At 49.1% G+C, this 18,874-nt stretch carries 12 protein-coding genes; 7 read left to right on the plus strand and 5 right to left on the minus strand.

Going from position 1 to position 18,874, the window contains the following annotated elements; translation table 11 throughout:
• Positions 1-151 precede the first annotated feature (151 nt).
• A complete protein-coding gene (gene pdeH, locus FFT88_RS01885) occupies positions 152-919 on the plus strand; it encodes a cyclic-guanylate-specific phosphodiesterase (RefSeq protein WP_130222959.1) in 768 nt (255 codons plus the stop codon).
• A 68-nt stretch (positions 920-987) separates the two neighbouring features.
• Positions 988-3,048, plus strand: a complete 2,061-nt coding sequence (locus FFT88_RS01890) for an AsmA family protein (protein WP_135405382.1) — start codon at positions 988-990, stop codon at positions 3,046-3,048.
• A 109-nt stretch (positions 3,049-3,157) separates the two neighbouring features.
• On the opposite strand, the gene FFT88_RS01895 is transcribed toward FFT88_RS01890, so the two are convergent.
• The 3 genes from FFT88_RS01895 to FFT88_RS01905 all read right to left on the minus strand — a co-directional run bounded on the left by FFT88_RS01895 (position 3,158) and on the right by FFT88_RS01905 (position 6,852).
• The gene (locus tag FFT88_RS01895; protein WP_130216306.1) at positions 3,158-4,480 is read right to left on the minus strand and encodes an MFS transporter; all 1,323 of its coding nucleotides are present in this window, start codon (positions 4,478-4,480) and stop codon (positions 3,158-3,160) included.
• A gap of 410 nt (positions 4,481-4,890) precedes the next feature.
• Positions 4,891-5,904: an inner membrane protein YhjD gene (gene yhjD / locus FFT88_RS01900; RefSeq protein ID WP_135405384.1), complete on the minus strand. Its 1,014-nt coding sequence runs from the start codon at positions 5,902-5,904 to the stop codon at positions 4,891-4,893.
• A 48-nt stretch (positions 5,905-5,952) separates the two neighbouring features.
• Complete coding sequence (locus FFT88_RS01905; protein WP_205713407.1) at positions 5,953-6,852, minus strand: LysR family transcriptional regulator; 900 nt, start codon at positions 6,850-6,852, stop codon at positions 5,953-5,955.
• Positions 6,853-7,367: 515 nt separating this feature from the next.
• Here FFT88_RS01905 and FFT88_RS01910 point away from each other — a divergent pair.
• A complete protein-coding gene (locus tag FFT88_RS01910) occupies positions 7,368-7,970 on the plus strand; it encodes a response regulator transcription factor (protein ID WP_064527789.1) in 603 nt (200 codons plus the stop codon).
• Positions 7,971-8,020: 50 nt separating this feature from the next.
• Here FFT88_RS01910 and FFT88_RS01915 read toward each other — a convergent pair whose 3' ends face one another.
• Positions 8,021-9,670, minus strand: coding sequence for an alpha,alpha-trehalase (locus FFT88_RS01915; RefSeq protein ID WP_130210136.1), 1,650 nt, complete (start codon positions 9,668-9,670; stop codon positions 8,021-8,023).
• 404 nt (positions 9,671-10,074) lie between these two features.
• Between FFT88_RS01915 and ccp the strand changes: the two genes are divergently transcribed.
• The 4 genes from ccp (at position 10,075) to gadW (ending at position 15,394) form a co-directional block, all read left to right on the plus strand.
• Entirely contained in the window at positions 10,075-11,472 is a 1,398-nt protein-coding gene (gene ccp, locus FFT88_RS01920) for a cytochrome c peroxidase (protein WP_135405390.1), read from the plus strand.
• Positions 11,473-11,682: 210 nt separating this feature from the next.
• Positions 11,683-13,083 carry a glutamate decarboxylase gene (locus FFT88_RS01925; RefSeq protein ID WP_135381088.1) on the plus strand — a complete coding sequence of 467 codons (1,401 nt, stop codon included), beginning with the start codon at positions 11,683-11,685 and terminating at the stop codon, positions 13,081-13,083.
• Between the two features lie 398 nt (positions 13,084-13,481).
• The gene (gene gadX, locus FFT88_RS01930) at positions 13,482-14,297 is read left to right on the plus strand and encodes a DNA-binding transcriptional regulator GadX (RefSeq protein WP_135405540.1); all 816 of its coding nucleotides are present in this window, start codon (positions 13,482-13,484) and stop codon (positions 14,295-14,297) included.
• Positions 14,298-14,665: 368 nt separating this feature from the next.
• Positions 14,666-15,394 (plus strand): acid resistance transcriptional activator GadW, encoded by a 729-nt coding sequence (gene gadW / locus FFT88_RS01935; protein WP_135405392.1) that lies wholly within the window; start codon positions 14,666-14,668, stop codon positions 15,392-15,394.
• A gap of 363 nt (positions 15,395-15,757) precedes the next feature.
• Here the strand turns inward: gadW and mdtF are convergent, their stop codons facing one another.
• Positions 15,758-18,871, minus strand: coding sequence for a multidrug efflux pump RND permease MdtF (gene mdtF, locus FFT88_RS01940; protein WP_135405394.1), 3,114 nt, complete (start codon positions 18,869-18,871; stop codon positions 15,758-15,760).
• Positions 18,872-18,874: the final 3 nt, after the last annotated feature.

Genomic DNA, 18,874 nt, shown 5'->3' on the forward strand with positions numbered 1-18,874 from the left:
CCATTATTTTTTTGAGCCAGAACGTATTCCTGGAAGATTTCGCCGCAGGACGGGCAAATTTAGCCGCTTCGGGCGGTAAAGTTCTGGCGTTGCGCGCCGATAACATTTGTCGAGTCCGGGCAGCATCACTTTTAAACACAGGACATCTTCGATGATAAGGCAGGTTATTCAGCGAATAAGCCATCCTGAAGCAAGTATCGAAAGCTTGCAGGAACGACGCTTTTGGTTGCAGTGTGAACGTGCTTACACCTGGCAACCGATTTACCAGACATCCGGTCGGTTGATGGCCGTAGAGCTATTAACGGTCGTTACTCATCCCGAGGATCCTTCGCAACGACTGCCACCGGATCGTTATTTTGCTGAAATCACCATCAGACATCGTATGGATGTGGTGAAAGAACAGATTGATTTGCTGGCGCAAAAAGCCGTGTTCTTTGTTGAGCATGGCCTGCTGGCATCGGTTAATATCGATGGTCCGACACTTCTCGCCCTACGTCAGCAGCCGGAAATTTTGCGTCAGATTGACCGCCTTCCCTGGCTGCGTTTTGAACTGGTAGAACATATCCGCCTGCCAAAAGATTCAACCTTTGCCTCGATGTGCGAATTTGGTCCGCTATGGCTTGATGATTTTGGCACTGGGATGGCAAATTTCTCCGCGCTCAGTGAAGTCCGTTATGACTACATTAAAATCGCTCGCGAACTGTTTGTGATGCTGCGCCAGTCGCCGGAAGGCCGCACGCTCTTTTCGCAGCTTTTACATCTAATGAATCGCTATTGTCGCGGGGTGATTGTCGAGGGCGTGGAAACGCAGGAGGAGTGGTGCGATGTGCAGAATTCCCCCGCATTCGCCGCACAAGGCTGGTTTCTTTCGCGTCCGGCACCGATAGAAACGCTGGATACGGTGGCTCTGGTGGTGTAGCCGCCTCATTTTCCGCCTGGCTGGACTATCTTTAGGACTGGCCCAGGAAGAATATGAGGAAGCGAACTATGAGCAAGGCAGGCAAAATAACCGCTTCGATTTCAGGGGCTTTCTTGTTGTTGCTCGTCGTGGCGATCATTTTGATTGCGACTTTTGACTGGAATCGACTCAAACCGACCATCAACCAGAAAGTCTCTGCGGAGTTGAATCGCCCGTTCGCTATTCGTGGTGATTTAGGCGTGGTATGGGAGCGGCAAAAACAGGAAACCGGCTGGCGCAGCTGGGTGCCGTGGCCCCATGTACACGCGGAAGACATCATTCTCGGCAACCCGCCAGACATTCCCGAAGTCACAATGGTGCATCTGCCACGGGTAGAAGCAACGCTGGCCCCGCTGGCGCTGCTGACCAAAACGGTCTGGCTACCGTGGATCAAACTGGAAAAGCCCGACGCACGCCTGATTCGCCTCTCAGAAAAGAACAACAACTGGACGTTTAATCTTGCCAGCGATGACAACAAAGACGCGAATGCAAAGCCGTCGGCGTGGTCGTTTCGGCTGGATAATATTCTGTTCGATCAAGGGCGGATCGCCATTGATGACAAACTAAGCAAAGCGGATCTGGAAATTTTTGTCGATCCATTAGGCAAGCCGTTGCCGTTCAGTGAAGTCAGCGGATCGAAAGGTAAGAACGAGAAAGAAAAGGTGGGCGATTACGTTTTTGGCCTGAAGGCGCAGGGACGTTATAACGGCGAACCGCTAACTGGCACGGGAAAAATCGGCGGTATGCTGGCGCTGCGTGGCGAAGGGACGCCGTTTCCGGTACAGGCTGATTTTCGCTCTGGTAACACCCGTGTTGCTTTTGATGGCGTAGTGAATGACCCAATGAAAATGGGCGGCGTCGATTTACGGCTTAAATTTTCCGGCGATTCGCTGGGCGATCTCTATGAACTGACGGGCGTTCTGCTGCCTGATACCCCACCGTTTGAAACCGATGGTCGGTTGGTAGCGAAAATCGACACGGAAAAATCGTCGGTCTTTGATTATCGAGGCTTTAACGGGCGTATTGGCGATAGCGATATTCACGGTTCTCTGGTCTACACCACCGGTAAGCCACGGCCAAAACTGGAAGGTGACGTCGAGTCGCGCCAACTGCGGCTGGCAGATTTAGGGCCGTTAATTGGCGTTGATTCCGGTAAAGGAGCGGAAAAGTCGAAACGGTCTGAACAGAAGAAGGGCGAAAAAAGCGTTCAGCCTGCCGGCAAAGTGCTGCCGTATGACCGCTTCGAAACCGATAAATGGGACGTCATGGATGCCGATGTTCGATTCAAAGGCCGTCGTATTGAGCATGGCAGCAGCCTGCCGATTAGCGATCTTTCTACCCATATCATCCTCAAAAACGCTGACCTACGCCTGCAACCGCTGAAATTTGGCATGGCGGGCGGCAGCATTGCGGCGAATATTCATCTGGAAGGCGATAAAAAGCCGATGCAAGGGCGGGCAGATATTCAGGCTCGTCGACTGAAACTGAAAGAACTGATGCCGGATGTGGAATTGATGCAGAAGACGCTGGGGGAAATGAACGGTGATGCGGAACTACGCGGTAGCGGTAACTCAGTGGCGGCGCTTTTGGGGAACAGTAACGGTAACCTGAAACTGTTGATGAATGACGGGCTGGTGAGCCGCAACCTGATGGAGATTGTCGGGCTGAATGTCGGTAACTACATTGTCGGTGCGATTTTCGGTGATGATGAGGTGCGGGTGAACTGCGCGGCAGCAAATCTGAATATTGCCAACGGCGTGGCGCGTCCGCAGATTTTTGCTTTTGATACTGAGAACGCGTTGATTAATGTTACCGGCACGGCAAGTTTTGCTTCGGAACAGCTGGATTTGACTATTGATCCGGAGAGTAAAGGGATTCGGATTATCACGCTGCGTTCGCCACTGTATGTGCGTGGGACGTTTAAAAATCCGCAGGCTGGGGTGAAAGCCGGGCCGTTGATTGCCCGAGGTGCCGTTGCGGCGGCACTGGCAACGCTGGTGACGCCAGCTGCGGCCTTGCTGGCGCTGATCTCACCTTCCGAAGGGGAGGCTAATCAGTGTCGGACGATTTTGTCGCAGATGAAGAAGTGATGATAATTGCCGGATGTCTGACATCCGGCAATTAAACAGATTTAGATTGTTGGCAAAGTGCGCTTTGTTCATGCCCGATAAGCGTAGCTCATCAGGCTTTTCACTCTTATTACAACGACTGATGTCGCGTCTCATGCGTCAGCAGCAGGGCGATTAACGTCAAGCCAGCCATTGCCGCCAGATATAACCCCACCGCACCTAACCCGTAGTTAGTTTGCAACCAGGCCGCGATATACGGCGCAACGGAAGCCCCGAGAATCGACGATACGTTGTAAGAGAATGATGCTCCGGTGTAACGCACTTCTGTCGGGAACAGCTCTGGTAACAGCGCGCCCATCGGCCCGAAGGTCAGCCCCATCAGGCTTAACCCCAGCAGCAGGAAAGCAAAAACCAGAATCGGATTGCCAGAACCGAGCAGTGGATTAAAGGCGAACAGCGCGAACAGGATGATAAGCGTCGTGATGATCACCATGCTTTTACGCCGCCCAAAGGCATCGGCCAGCAATCCGGCTACTGGTACCATCACGCCAAAACCAATAACTGCCATCATCAGCATCCACAGCACTTCATTACGCGGCAGGCCAAGCCCAATTGGCGCGGCGGCGGTACTGAAGGTCATTGAGTAGACCGTCATGATGTAAAACAGCGTATAGGTTGCCAGCATAATGAACGTACCCAGTACGGTTACGCGAACATGTTTGGTCAGCAGAGTACCCAGCGGGATCTTCACCTGCTTTTTCGCTTTAGCGACTTTCTCAAACACCGGTGACTCATGCAGCGACACGCGAACATACAGGCCGATAATGACCAGCACCGCCGAGAAGATAAACGGCACGCGCCAGCCCCAGCTCATAAACTGCTCATCAGTCAGCAGCCAGGAAAGCAGCAGAAAAGTGCCGTTAGCAAAGAAGAAGCCAATCGGTGCGCCCAGCTGTGGGAAGGAGCCGTACAGCGCACGTTTACGCGGTGGTGCGTTCTCGGTTGCCAGCAGCGCTGCGCCACCCCATTCACCGCCTAATCCCAGACCCTGACCAAATCGAGCCAGTGCCAGCAGCAGCGGGGCGAAAATACCAATCGTGGCGTAGCCCGGCAGCAGACCAATCACCACTGTTGAAATCCCCATCGTTAGCAACGAGGCGACCAGCGTCGCTTTACGCCCAACGCGATCGCCGAAATGACCAAATACGGCAGAACCGATTGGGCGTGCGACGAAAGCGATGGCGAAGGTGGCGAGCGACTGTAGCGTCGCTGCCGCCGGATCGCCCTGCGGGAAGAAGATATGCGGGAATACAATAACGGCCGCAGTGGCGTAAATGTAGAAGTCGAAGAACTCAATGGCCGTGCCAATGAGGGAGGCGACAAGGACTTTATTACGTGAGTTTATCGGCTTGTATTCTTGCTCGTTGTCGAGTGTTGTAGCTGTTGCTTGCATAATCTTTTCTTATTTTTTGGCGAACGAATAGCCATATTACGCACAGCAAAAGTGATATTTCAATGTGTAACAAATCGCGGAAAAGGTTAAAAACCAGGCAAAAAGCGGATAATGTTTAGACGAGTGATTTTTCTTCTATGAAATGCTTCACACAATTTCATAAATGGTGGATAAAACTGGTTTCAGGTTAAATAAAAGTTACCAACTGGATTTATATGCTGGGTTTATGAGTTGGTGTGAAATTGTTGGCTCCCGAAGAGATGGCTGAAGAGGTCCAGGGGAAGAGTTTCAGGTAGTTATGTGCGCATTATAGCCGGATGCGATGCTGGTGCATCTTATCCGGCCTACGGGGAGCCAGGTCGAATAAATTCGTAGGCCGAATAAGGCGTTTACGCCGCATCCGACCTATTTTAATGCTGCGTTTTCCCCGGCATTCGCGGGTCGTCTTTGTATTCGGCGGTGGCAATCCACGCCGCGCAAAACAACGTCAGACGGGCGAAGAAGTAGAAAAATGCCATCAGCCCCAGCACGGAACCAAATGCCGCGCCAGAGGGGGATTTCATCAACGACGGCAGGGTATACGTCATCACGATTTTAATGACTTCAAAACCAATCGCCGCGATGAATGTCCCACGAATCAGCGCCTTTTTACGCGGGCGATGACGCGGAAGACGCCAGAAGATCCAGAAGAAAAGCAGATAGTTGGCGAAGATAGAAATCGCCATGCCAATCAACCGCCACGTCGGTTTCAGCCACTCAATACTGTTAAGGTGCAGGGCGCTAATAATCATTTGCTGCGCCGAACCGGCAACCGAGGTTATTGAAAGCGTGACAATCAGCGCAATCAATAAACCAATCAGCGAAATAAAATCACGCAGATACTTAACCCAAAACTTCTCCTGATCTTGCGGTGAACGTTCCCAAACATCACGCGATTGAGCGCGAATTGCTTCACGCAAATTTCCCATCCAGTTAATCCCGGAATAAAGCGCAACCGCCAGGCCGACAAGCCCTACGGTCGTACGCTGCTGAACGGCGGTGTTGATGGTATTTTTCAATGTGGCCGCCAGCGTCGGATCGCTGATGTTTTGCAGAATTTTGTCGAAGATATCCTGCAGCAGCATCGGATGGGACGCCAGCACAAAGCCCCCTGCGGCAAACGACACCATCAAAATCGGGATCATCGATAAAAACGAGAAATAAGTGATTGCCGCGCCAAACTGGTTACCCAGCCGATCATTGAAGCGTTCTGTCGCGCGTATCAGGTGCGCGATGATGGGTTGACGTTGGACTTTCCCGGCAGTGGTGGTGACGGTTTCCAACGCCTGACTGACTTTGCTGCCTTTATCGCTATTATCCAGATGTTTAATCGGCTCGTGCTGCAGATCCTGGGTGGGACGTTTGATCTCGTTTTCCTGCGTCATCCGCTCTTTAGTCCTTCTTTCGTTGTCTGTCTTAAAAAGTATAGTCGGTCAGTCCAGGTGCTCTTTGATTACGCCAGCCAGCCACTGCATAAACAAATTTACACGGCGGGAAAGCTCCCGACGCTGGGGATAAACCAGAGATATGGATAGCGGCTCGGCGCGGTAGTTGGGCAACACTTCAATAAGCCGCCCGGCGCGTAGGGCTTCGCGCACGGCGACGCGGGGGATTTGAATGATACCCAGACCCGCCAGGCCGGCGGCGAAATAGGTTTCGCTACTGTTTACCGTCAACATGCCGCCGGACTTAAACCACTGGACGCCATTACTGGTGGCAACCTCAAAACCTAATGGATGCGCGCCCAAATGCGGCGTGTAATGCACCACCGCGTGCGAAGTCAGATCGTCCACACTTTGCGGATAACCAAAACGCGTCAGATAGTGCGGGCTGGCACAGTTGACCATCGTCAGTTTGCCGAGGGGGCGGGTAATAATACCCTCGTCGGGCAACGAGCCCGTGCGCATCACGCAATCATAGCCATCACGAAGAATATCAATCGCCCGGTCACTGCTACTTAATTCCAGTTCAATCCCTGGGTACTGATGAAGAAATTCTGGCAGGCGCGGCAGCAACAGGTTTTTCGCAATTCCGAGCGGGATATCGACGCGTAATTTGCCGCTGATGCTGGTGGTATCCTGCTGAAACAGGCCGTCCAGTTCGTTGAGATTACTCAACACATCTTTCGCTCGTTGGTAATAGGTCATGCCGTCGGGGGTAAGTTTGACCCGCCGCGTAGTGCGATGCAGCAACTGGGTGCCAAGCTGATGTTCCAGTGCCTGTATCTGGCGCGAAACACTTCCCTTTGGCAAAGCAAAGAAATCCGCTGCACGGGAAAAACTTTCCAGCTCTGCGACCTTAATGAACAACTGCATTGCGTGAATTTTATCCATTTCTTTGACCGATTGTTGTTCACAGCGAAACAGTAACGCGCATAGCGCATTATTTATTGTTTTTTCTAGCATCTAATGCAAGGTTTCACAATGTAGTAATGATTAATCCCGGTATTTTTTAGAAGGAAATGGCTGATAAGCTTCACCGGAAAGGAAAAATAACGCTTGAAAGACTGTCTTTTCAGCAATTTCCTGCAAAATAGTAAATGCAGTATTGGCTTTTCGTGCGCAATTTAATCGTTTTGCGGTCAGGTATTTAGCCAGCTCTCGCGAAAATCACAGTTTATTTGAATGCCTGTCAGACGAAGATATAAGGATTTCCTCAAAAATGTTTTAAATAATGCCCTCGACATGTAATTTCAGGCTGTCAGCTGTAACTATTTATATCGGTAACTATTTTCCACATTGCATATCTGTAGAATGGCTACCGCCAAATGGCGAATTCTTATTTTGCCTCTCGGGTAATACCCTTCCCCTACTTAAGAGTTTTAACGTATCCAGGTGGAGATTCAGTAATGCATATAATCATGTTTGACAGGCAGTCAATATTTATTCACGGAATGAAAATCAGCTTACAGCAGCGTATTCCAGGAGTGAGTATTCAGGGCGTCGATCAGGCAGATGAACTGTGGCAAAAACTGGAAAGCTCCCCTGAAGCCTTAGTCATGCTTGATGGCGATCAGGATGGTGAGTTTTGTTACTGGTTACTGCAAAAAACCGTAGTGCAATTTCCTGATGTTAAAGTGTTGATAACGGCGACGGATTGCAGCAAACGATGGTTACAGGAAGTTATCCATTTTAACGTGATGGCAATTGTACCGCGTGATTCAGCCGTCGAGACGTTTGCATTGGCGGTAAATAGCGCGGCAATGGGAATGATGTTTCTGCCCGGAGACTGGCGAACTACACCGGAAAAAGACACAAAAGATCTCAAATCGCTAAGTGCCCGCCAGCGGGAAATTTTAACTATGCTGGCAGCAGGTGAATCAAATAAAGAGATCGGCAGGGCGCTAAATATCAGTACCGGAACGGTTAAAGCGCATCTGGAGTCGCTTTACCGCCGCCTGGAAGTGAAAAACCGCACTCAGGCGGCGATGATGTTAAATATCGCCTCCTGAAGAGGGTAATTTTATAGCCAGCAGGTTGTTCGTGGCTGGCTGTAAAACTATTACGGTTCGCCGTACAAACCTATCAGGCGACGTACCACACCGTTGGTCCAGCCAAATCCATCCTGCAAAGGATATTCGCCCCCGCCGCCCTCACGGGGAATGCCATCGGCAATATGGTATTTCTCGATCAGTTTGTGGTGTTCCAGGTAAAACTGGTTCACTGTCTTCAGCCAGCTACGCGCGATTTCATCACCCAGATAGTCATCGCCGTACATTTTAAATCCCTGAATCGCCATCCACTGCAATGGCGCCCAGCCGTTGGGTTTATCCCACTGTTCTCCGGTTTCATACTCGCTCGCCAGAATCCCTCCCGGCGTCAGTAAACGGCTACGTACGGCGTTTGCCAGGCGGTCTGCCTGTTCGTGATTCGCCATGCCCACGTATAACGGCACAATAGCGGCAGCGGAAAAGAGGGCTAACTGCTCGCGCCGCCAGTCGTAATCGCGGTAGATGCCGTTTTCATCATCCCAGAGATAACGGTTAACTGCATCGCGGCGGGCGCTGGCTTTCTGGCGGAACAGCGTTTCTGTCTCTTTCTCACCTTTCAGCGCCGAGATGTTGGCAATGGCGCTCTCCAGTTTAAACAGGAAAGCATTAAGGTCGATGGGGATGAATTGGGTAGTGCGAATGCTTGCCAGACGGCCCGCGTCACGTAGCCAGCGTGATGAGTAATCCCAGCCAGAGGCGGCACCTGCGCGTAAATCGCGATACACCTCGTTAGGCGGGCGACCGGAGTGTTTCGCGGTTTCCACATCTTCCAGCCAGGATTCATCGCGCGGCGTGTCGCGGTCATCCCAATAACGGTTGAGCAGGGCGCCGTCCGGCATCCGCACCACATGGCGATAGGCCTGATTCGGAATCAGTGATTCTGCGCCGTCCATCCAGAAGGCATATTCCATTTTTAGATGATCAAGGTAACGGCGCGCACCGCGCACACCATCTTCTTCAAATAGCTCCACCATCAACGCAAAAACCGGTGGCTGCGAGCGGCTCAAATAATAGGTGCGGTTGCCGTTGGGGATGTGGCCATAGTTTTCTATCATCCAGGCGAAGTTGTCGGCCATGCATTTCAGTAAATCCTCACGCCCGCTCTCTGCCAGCCCCAGCATGGTGAAATAGGAATCCCAATAGTAGGTTTCGCTAAAACGGCCCCCCGGGACAATGTACGATTGCGGTAGCGCCAGCAGGGAGGACCAGGGAATATGATCCTGGGGTTCGCGGGTTAGCACCGGCCATAGTTGGTCGATATGCTCTTTCAGGGAATTTTGCGGGTCCGATACATACTCGCTGGAGTAGACTTCCGGCTGCCAGAAGTGCTTTTCAACAAACTGGCGTAAGTCGAAATCGCGATGACGGCGCACTTTACGATAGCGGATTAAGATATCCAGCGGGTCCATTTTGGGGGCGCAGTCAGGGAAGGTTTTGCTGTCAGGGAAAATTTTCGCCGACTGGACATGCTCGAACAGTTCGAGATAACGATCGGCAGGGGTCAGCGCATCAGAGGCGGGTAGCCCCTCAATCATCTCGGGTTCTGGCTCTGCCTCCATCATCTCATCCAGTTTTAATTCATACGGATCCAGCTCATAGCAGAGATCGACTTCGATCATCCGTTCATCTGGATTAAGGTTTTGAATTTTCTGATTGAGCATAAGGATCCGACCTCCGAAATTCGTCTCTAATTATCGGGCTTTCCTTTAAGAGTAGTCATTCGCTACGGTCGATGGGGGATGAAGTGTGCGGAAGATCACGTTTATTAACCTGCCAAAAAATATAACGCACTAATATCAATGGAATTTATAAAAATACGGATTTCGTGTTGTTTTTCATTTTCAGAACATTCAATCCTGCTCTCGCCGCAATCATGATATGCCATTCCTGATCTGGGTAATAGGCACTGGCTATCTTATTGATAGTTTATATTCATGTAATTGATTGATTCCTATCAAAAAGCATATCTCCCTGTTTTTTATGATGGCTTTGTCTCGCAGAGACGTTTGCAGCATTCTGGAAAATTTTCTGGGTCACAATAACTCACCACCGTGAGGGAAGAATAATGAAAATGGTCTCACGTATTACCGCGATCGGCCTGGCTGGCGTCGCGATTTGCTATTTAGGGTTATCTGGTTATGTGTGGTACCACGATAATAAACGCAGTAAACAGACCGATGTTCAGGCATCTGCTGTCAGTGAAAATAATAAGGTTTTAGGCTTTCTCCGCGAAAAAGGATGCGATTATTGCCATACGCCTTCGGCAGAATTACCTGCCTATTATTATATTCCCGGCGCGAAACAGTTGATGGATTACGACATAAAGCTTGGATATAAATCTTTTAACCTCGAGGCCGTGCGTGCGGCTCTGCTGGCTAATAAACCCGTTTCGCAAAGCGATCTGAATAAGATTGAATGGGTGATGCAGTATGAAACTATGCCGCCAACGCGTTATACCGCGCTACACTGGGCGGGTAAGGTGAGTGATGAAGAGCGGGCGGAAATACTGGCCTGGATTGCAAAACAGCGCGCGGAATATTACGCCAGCAATGATACTGCTCCGGAGCATCGCAATGAACCAGTGCAGCCCATCCCGCAAAAACTGCCTACCGATGCGCAAAAAGTGGCGTTGGGTTTTGCGCTGTATCACGATCCCCGTTTATCGGCGGATAGCACCATTTCATGCGCTCATTGCCATGCGTTGAATGCGGGGGGCGTCGATGGCAGAAAAACATCGATTGGTGTTGGTGGCGCAGTTGGGCCGATTAACGCGCCGACGGTATTTAACTCAGTATTTAACGTTGAGCAGTTCTGGGATGGTCGTGCGGCAACATTGCAGGATCAGGCTGGTGGACCGCCGTTGAACCCGATTGAAATGGCGTCGAAATCCTGGGACGAAATTATTGCTAAGCTGGAAAAAGATCCGCAGCTTAAAGCGCAGTTCCTCGAAGTCTATCCGCAAGGTTTCAGTGGCGAAAATATTACTGATGCCATTGCTGAATTTGAGAAAACATTAATTACGCCGGATTCCCCATTTGATAAATGGTTGCGTGGAGATGAGAATGCTCTGACGGCGCAACAGAAAAAAGGCTATCAATTATTTAAAGATAATAAATGTGCAACTTGTCATGGTGGTATTATTCTCGGCGGACGTTCCTTCGAACCGTTGGGGCTGAAAAAAGACTTTAACTTTGGTGAAATTACGGCGGCGGATATTGGTCGTATGAATGTGACTAAAGAAGAGCGCGATAAATTGCGTCAGAAAGTACCCGGTTTACGTAACGTTGCACTAACGGCACCGTACTTCCATCGCGGTGATGTGCCGACGCTGGACGGGGCGGTGAAACTGATGTTGCGCTATCAGGTAGGCAAAGAGCTGCCGCAGGAGGATGTGGATGATATCGTAGCTTTCCTGCACAGTCTGAACGGGGTTTACACGCCGTATATGCAGGATAAACAATAATTAATTTAATCGCCCGAACAGGAATGTTTGGGCGATTTTTATTACGATAATAAAGTCTGTTTTTAATATTATTATGTTAAATGTTTATATTATAAAAAGTCGTTTTTCTGCTTAGGATTTTGTTATTTAAATTATACCCGTAACCCCTTGCGCCCATTCCAGATAAATCCTACTTTTTTATTGCCTTCAAATAAATTTAAGGAGTTCGAAATGGACCAGAAGCTGTTAACGGATTTCCGCTCAGAACTACTCGACTCGCGTTTTGGCGCGAAGGCAATTTCTACTATCGCGGAATCTAAACATTTTCCGCTGCATGAAATGCGTGATGATGTCGCATTTCAAATTATCAATGATGAATTATTTCTCGACGGTAACGCTCGTCAGAACCTGGCAACTTTTTGCCAGACCTGGGACGACGAAAATGTCCATAAATTGATGGATCTGTCGATCAACAAAAACTGGATCGACAAAGAAGAATATCCGCAATCTGCAGCCATCGACCTGCGCTGTGTAAATATGGTTGCTGACCTGTGGCACGCGCCTGCACCGAAAAACGGCCAGGCCGTTGGCACCAACACCATTGGTTCTTCCGAGGCTTGTATGCTCGGCGGGATGGCGATGAAATGGCGTTGGCGCAAGCGTATGGAAGCCGCAGGTAAGCCGACCGATAAACCAAACCTGGTCTGCGGCCCGGTGCAAATCTGCTGGCATAAATTTGCCCGCTACTGGGATGTCGAGCTGCGTGAGATCCCTATGCGTCCCGGTCAGCTATTCATGGATCCGAAACGCATGATTGAGGCCTGCGACGAAAACACCATTGGCGTGGTACCGACTTTCGGCGTGACCTATACCGGTAACTATGAGTTCCCGCAACCGCTGCACGATGCACTGGATAAATTCCAGGCCGACACCGGTATCGACATCGACATGCACATCGACGCCGCCAGCGGTGGTTTCCTTGCGCCGTTCGTGGCGCCGGATATTGTCTGGGACTTCCGCTTGCCGCGCGTGAAATCGATCAGTGCTTCAGGCCATAAATTCGGTCTGGCTCCGCTGGGCTGCGGCTGGGTTATCTGGCGTGACGAAGAAGCGCTGCCGAAAGAACTGGTATTCAACGTTGACTATCTCGGCGGTCAGATTGGTACTTTCGCCATCAACTTCTCCCGTCCGGCAGGTCAGGTGATTGCCCAGTACTATGAATTCCTGCGCCTCGGTCGTGAAGGTTATACCAAAGTACAGAACGCCTCTTACCAGGTTGCTGCTTACCTGGCGGATGAAATCGCCAAACTGGGGCCGTATGAGTTCATCTGTACGGGTCGCCCGGATGAAGGTATCCCGGCGGTGTGCTTCAAACTGAAAGACGGGGAAAATCCAGGATATACCCTGTATGACCTCTCTGAACGTCTGCGTCTGCGCGGCTGGCAGGTTCCGGCATTTACCCTCGGCGGTGAAGCCACCGACATCGTGGTTATGCGCATTATGTGCCGCCGTGGCTTCGAAATGGACTTCGCTGAACTGTTACTGGAAGACTACAAAGCCTCCCTGAAATACCTCAGCGATCACCCGAAACTGCAGGGCATTGCCCAGCAGAACAGCTTTAAACATACCTGATAACCGAATGTCACCTGCATGCCAGGAGCATGCGGGTGTAATTCATTCACGGTAAAGAAATATATCCTATAAATAAGAGCAGTGGCGTAATGATCAGAATGCTAATTCTGATCATTTTTTTTGTTTTTTGGGAAAATCATATAATTGAATAATTTGCAATGTAAATTAAACCTTGTGCAAATTACAATAGAATGCATCAGTTATTATTCATATTCGTTATTATTGCTTATTTTTTTCTCTAACAGATTGAAAAATAAGTGACCCGGAACAATGCTTCTAACCACTTAGGATGCTACTCTTTTTTTTTCGTTTAAGCTTTATTTAAGTCGCGATTTGACTTAGGGTGTTTGCGTGCTACATTAAATACAATAATATGTTTCTGTTATAGTGTATTAATGATGCAATCACTACATGGAACTTGTTTAATTGCGTACGCAAAGCATAAATATATTCTCACCATGCAGAATGGTGAATATCGCTATTTTAACGGTGGTGATTTGGTTTTTGCGGATGCAAACCAGATTTTAGTTGATAAATGTGCAGAGAACGTCGTCTTTGTCACTAAGGAAACACTTTCATTATTTCTCCCGATGCTCAAGGAGAAGGCATTAACTCTTCATGCCTGTAAAAAAGTTCCTTCGTTAATTGTGCATCACTGTACCCGAGATATCCCTATTTTTCAGGAAGTTGTGCAGCTTTCACAGAGTAAAAATCTCCGCTATGGTGAGGTTTTACGTAACAGGGCATTAATATTCGCGATATTGTCGGTTTTTCTTGAAGATGAACAGTTTATAGCGCTACTCATGAATATCCTACAGCCCAATATGCGAACGCGGGTTTGTACGGTTATTAACCGTAATATCGCTCATGAATGGTCATTGGCGAAAATAGCCAGCGAGTTATTGATGAGTCCTAGTTTGTTAAAGAAAAAATTACGTGAAGAAGAGACGTCTTATTCGCAACTGCTTACCGAATGTAGAATGCGACGAGCGTTACAACTCATTGTAATTCATGGCTTTTCTATAAAGCGAGTGGCCGTGTCGTGTGGCTATAACAGTGTGTCGTATTTTATTTATGTTTTTCGCAATTATTATGGTATGACACCGACAGAGTATCATGAACGAATAGCTGAAAGAGGGTGTGATAACCATCTGATAATGGATATTTGTGTAGCAGAAAAGTGTTGTCACCATGAAAGGATAGTAAGGTTATAATTGCTTTTTGAAGATAAAAAAAACCCGGCATAGGGGACCGGGAAGAGGATAGTCTGCCGTCTCCAGACTAATAAGCCGTTATAACACTCCATGTTGGCACGGGAAACTTTGTGCTCTCAGTGGGTTAAATATAACTTTTGCTGGAGATAAGATCAGCCAATTTTTTATAAACATAAGCTATACACAAATTTAAGATATATCACGCATGCATTTACTTTTTATGGCTTAACTGATATATGCGCTTATGTATGTGATTACTTTTTGGTCCTACCAATTTTGGCAGTTTTGGATTTTTACAGGAGTCATACATCATTTCATTTGTATACTGAAATTGTAATGGTTGTAGTAATGGAATATAAGGGCTTGTCATGACACACGTTTGCTCAGTGATCCTCACCCGCCGTTCATTTGATATTTATCATGAGCAGCAAAAACTCTATTTGCAAAAAGAGAGTATTCTTTTGATGGACAAAAATATGGTGGAGAATTTTCCTTTTGATGAATCCTATGCCCGCAGACTAGATATCGATGAAAGGATCATTAGCCATTATTTGTACAATATCCGTCTTTCGGGTCGGTGTTTAGGGCTGCATGGTAAAAAACGGTTGTTGGTTAACCCAACACCACCAATGCCGCTGGTCACTGCGATATTTGATAGTTTTGCTCAAGAAGATATTGCGTCCAGGACATTAAGTAATATGCTTTACTTTTCCTGCCTTTCGATGTTTTCACGAAATAAAGAACTTATTCCTTTCCTTTTTAATAGCATTAGTACCGTTTCAGGTAAAGTTGAACGCATTATTGGCTGTGATATAGCCAAACGTTGGTATCTGCGTGATATCGCCGAAAAAATGTATACCAGTGAAAGCCTAATCAAGAAAAAATTGCAGGATGAAAATACCTGCTTCAGTAAAATATTGTTGGCCTCGCGAATGTCGATGGCCAGACGATTACTCGAGTTACGACAAATCCCGCTGCCGATGGTCGCAGAAAAATGTGGCTATAGCAGTACGTCGTACTTTATTAATACTTTCCGCCAGTACTATGGCGTAACACCGCACCAGTTTGCGCAACAGTCAACAGGGACCTTTAACTGACGGGATTTCTCATTCGAAAGTCGGTCAGGATCTCCCTCACACTTCATGTGAAAATCTTTCCTTATTAACTCTGCCGGGTCACCGGCAAGTTTGCTTTCGCAGTTTGCAAAACAGTAAACGTATTTTCAGGAGGAAAAGACGCGGCATGTTCAGGATTATTAAGTTTGCAATTCATACAATTACGGGAATTCTGGTCAGTGTCGTGTTGTTTAAATTGATAACCAACGGTTGGAGCGGGTTCTACTTTCAATGCTGTTTACTGAGTCTGATGTTCCTGGCGGTAAGCTGGCTGTTGAGTGGCGAGTGGTTAGCGGGAAAGAGTAAGGCTGAACCCTCACGCTCAACCTTACTCTCGTTTACGCGTTACGCTTTTTTAAAGCGGGCAAAGAGATGTTCCACCACAACGAAAAAGACCGGAACGAAGTAAATCGCCAGCACCGTTGCTGCAAACATCCCCCCCATAACGCCTGTACCTACTGCGTTTTGCGCACCGGAGCCTGCGCCATGACTGATAACCAGCGGCAGCACGCCGAGAATAAAGGCCAGAGAGGTCATCAGGATTGGGCGTAAGCGCATCCGTGCCGCTTCGATAATCGCTTCCATCGGTGTCTTCCCTTCTTTTTGCATCATCTCAACCGCAAACTCGACAATCAGGATGGCGTTCTTGGCGGAAAGCCCAATGGTGGTTAGCAGACCAACCTGGAAGTAGACGTCATTGCTTAAGCCGCGCAGATCTGTAGCCAGTAACGCGCCAATTACCCCAAGCGGTACGACCAGCATTACCGAGAATGGAATCGACCAGCTTTCATAAAGTGCGGCGAGGGCAAGGAACACCACGACCAGCGAGATGGCATATAGTGCCGGTGCCTGGTTGGAAGATAACGCTTCCTGATATGACAGTCCGGTCCATGAATAGCCAACGCCTGTCGGAAGTTTTGCGACCAGATCCGCCATAAATTTCATTGCGTCACCCGTACTTTTTCCTGCCGCCGCTTCACCTAAAATCTCCATTGCTGGAATACCGTTGTAGCGTTCCAGACGTGGTGAGCCGTAGGTCCATTCTGTTGAAGAATAGGCAGAAAGCGGCGCCATCGTGCCAGAGGCGTTGCGTACATACCATTGGTTGATGTTGTCCGGCAGCATACGGAACGGTGTTCCCGCCTGGACATACACTTTTTTCACTCGTCCCTGGTTAAGGAAGTCGTTGACGTAGCTACTGCCGAAGGCGGTAGAGAGGGTCTGGTTGATATCAGACAATTCCACGCCCATTGCTTCGGCTTTCGCGGCGTTGACGTTCACTTTGAACATCGGCGTATCTTCCAGGCCGTTCGGGCGAACCGCTGTTACCTGATCAGGTGATTGTGCTGCCAGCGACAACAACTCGTTTCTCGCCTGGGTCAGCTTTTCATGCCCCAGATTACCGTTGTCCAGCAGTTCCATATCAAAACCTGACGCTGTCCCCAGTTCTGCTACCGCCGGTAAGTTGAACGGGAAAATAACTGCTTTATTGATGCGGCTAAGAGCCACCATCGCCCGCTGAATAATCGCGGTCACCGAATTTTCTTCGCCGACGCGTTCAGACCACGGCTTCAGGCTGATAAACGCCAGACCGTTGTTTTGCCCCTGGCCGCTGAAACCAAAGCCGCCAACGGTAAACACCGACTGAACATTATTTTTCTCTTTTGTCAGATAGTAATCGGTCACCTGCTGCAGCACTTTAGTGGTGTTAACCATCGTGGAACCTGATGGTAGCTGTGCAGTGGTCATAAATACCCCCTGATCCTCTTCCGGCAAGAAGGAGGTCGGTGTACGCAGAAACAGCACTGCCATCCCGGCACAAATCAGCAGGTAAACCACCATATAGCGACCCGTGCAGCGCAGCAGTGAGCGGGTACTGTCGGTATAGTGTTGAGTTGATTTTTCAAACAGATGGTTAAATCGCACAAATAACGCATTCTGTTTGTGACCTCCTTCTGGAACGGCTTTCAAAATGGTGGCGCAAAGGGCAGGCGTTAGACTCATCGCCACAAACACCGAAAGCAACATGGAGGAGATCAGCGTAATGGAGAACTGACGGTAAATTTCCCCGGTCGCGCCGCTCATAAAGGCCATTGGCATAAACACCGCGGAAAGCACAACGGCAATCCCGACCAGCGCACGTTGGATTTGCCCCATTGATTTATGCGTCGCTTCCTTCGGCGGCAGCTTATCTTCTGCTATCACGCGCTCGACGTTTTCTACCACCACGATAGCATCATCAACCAGCAACCCTATCGCCAGCACCATCCCGAACATGGTGAGGGTGTTGATGGTAAAACCGACCGCCGACAAAATCGCAAATGTGCCGAGAATAACGACCGGAACGGCAATAGTCGGGATGATCGTAGCGCGAATGTTTTGTAAAAACAGATACATGACCAGGAAGACGAGGATGATGGCCTCAACCAGCGTTTTGAAAACTTCCTGGATTGAAATTTTAATAAATGGTGTCGTGTCGTAAGGATAAACCGTCTTCAGGCTGGCGGGGAAATAGGCCGATAAACGGTTGAGCTCTGCTTTTACCGCCCGCGAGGTATCGAGCGCGTTTGCTCCGGTAGCCAGTTTGATAGCGATCCCGGCGGCAGGTTTGCCGTTATAGCGCGCTACGGTGGAATAATCTTCCGCTCCCAGCTCGACGCGGGCAACGTCGCGCAGCAGCACTTGTGAACCATCTTGCTGAACTTTCAGCAGGATTTTGCCAAATTCTTCTGGTGTTTGTAGACGTGTCTGCACAATGATCGAGGCGTTCAGTTGTTGGTCTGCCGCCTGTGGCATTCCGCCCAGTTGACCGCCGGAAATCTGGTTGTTCTGTACCTTGATTTGGGAAATAACATCGGCAGGAACAAGGTTGTATTTATTGAGTTTTTGCGGGTCAAGCCAGATACGCATGGCGTACTCTGAACCAAAGAGCTGCACGCTACCGACACCTGCGGTACGACTTAATGGATCTTTAATATTAGAAGCCACATAGTCTGCAATGTCGTACTGATTGAGGCTGCCGTTTTCAGAGATAAACGCTGCCACCATCAGGATATTGCTGCTCGACTTATTGACGCTAATCCCTTGTTGCTGTACTGCTTCGGGGAGTGATGGCATGGCAAGTTGCAGTTTATTCTGCACCTGAACCTGCGCAATATCGGGCGACGTTCCTGTCTCAAAGGTCAGTGTGATGGACGCATTACCCGCAGCATCACTGGTTGATGACATATACATCAGGCCATCAAGTCCATTCATATTTTGCTCAATCACCTGAGTGACTGAATCTTCTACCGTTTGCGCATCAGCACCCGGATAGGTGGCGCTAACGGTGATGGTCGGTGGTGCAATCTGCGGATATTGCGCCACCGGTAAGTTCATGATCGCCAGCCCGCCTGCGAGCATCAAAATAATGGCAAGTACCCAGGCAAAAACCGGGCGATCAATAAAATAGTTAGCCATGAA

It is taken from the genome of Escherichia sp. E4930 (genome assembly GCF_005845405.1).
In the GTDB taxonomy this organism is placed as follows: Bacteria; Pseudomonadota; Gammaproteobacteria; order Enterobacterales; family Enterobacteriaceae; genus Escherichia.

Bases quoted from the DNA above. Each gene is read 5' to 3' on its own strand.
- gadX (WP_135405540.1), top strand. From the start codon at position 13,482: ATGCAATCACTACATGGAACTTGTTTAATTGCGTACGCAAAGCATAAA.
- gadW (WP_135405392.1), top strand. From the start codon at position 14,666: ATGACACACGTTTGCTCAGTGATCCTCACCCGCCGTTCATTTGATATT.
- FFT88_RS01890 (WP_135405382.1), top strand. From the start codon at position 988: ATGAGCAAGGCAGGCAAAATAACCGCTTCGATTTCAGGGGCTTTCTTG.
- pdeH (WP_130222959.1), top strand. From the start codon at position 152: ATGATAAGGCAGGTTATTCAGCGAATAAGCCATCCTGAAGCAAGTATC.
- FFT88_RS01915 (WP_130210136.1), bottom strand. From the start codon at position 9,670: ATGCTCAATCAGAAAATTCAAAACCTTAATCCAGATGAACGGATGATC.
- FFT88_RS01925 (WP_135381088.1), top strand. From the start codon at position 11,683: ATGGACCAGAAGCTGTTAACGGATTTCCGCTCAGAACTACTCGACTCG.
- yhjD (WP_135405384.1), bottom strand. From the start codon at position 5,904: ATGACGCAGGAAAACGAGATCAAACGTCCCACCCAGGATCTGCAGCAC.
- ccp (WP_135405390.1), top strand. From the start codon at position 10,075: ATGAAAATGGTCTCACGTATTACCGCGATCGGCCTGGCTGGCGTCGCG.
- FFT88_RS01905 (WP_205713407.1), bottom strand. From the start codon at position 6,852: ATGGATAAAATTCACGCAATGCAGTTGTTCATTAAGGTCGCAGAGCTG.
- mdtF (WP_135405394.1), bottom strand. From the start codon at position 18,871: ATGGCTAACTATTTTATTGATCGCCCGGTTTTTGCCTGGGTACTTGCC.
- FFT88_RS01910 (WP_064527789.1), top strand. From the start codon at position 7,368: ATGCATATAATCATGTTTGACAGGCAGTCAATATTTATTCACGGAATG.
- FFT88_RS01895 (WP_130216306.1), bottom strand. From the start codon at position 4,480: ATGCAAGCAACAGCTACAACACTCGACAACGAGCAAGAATACAAGCCG.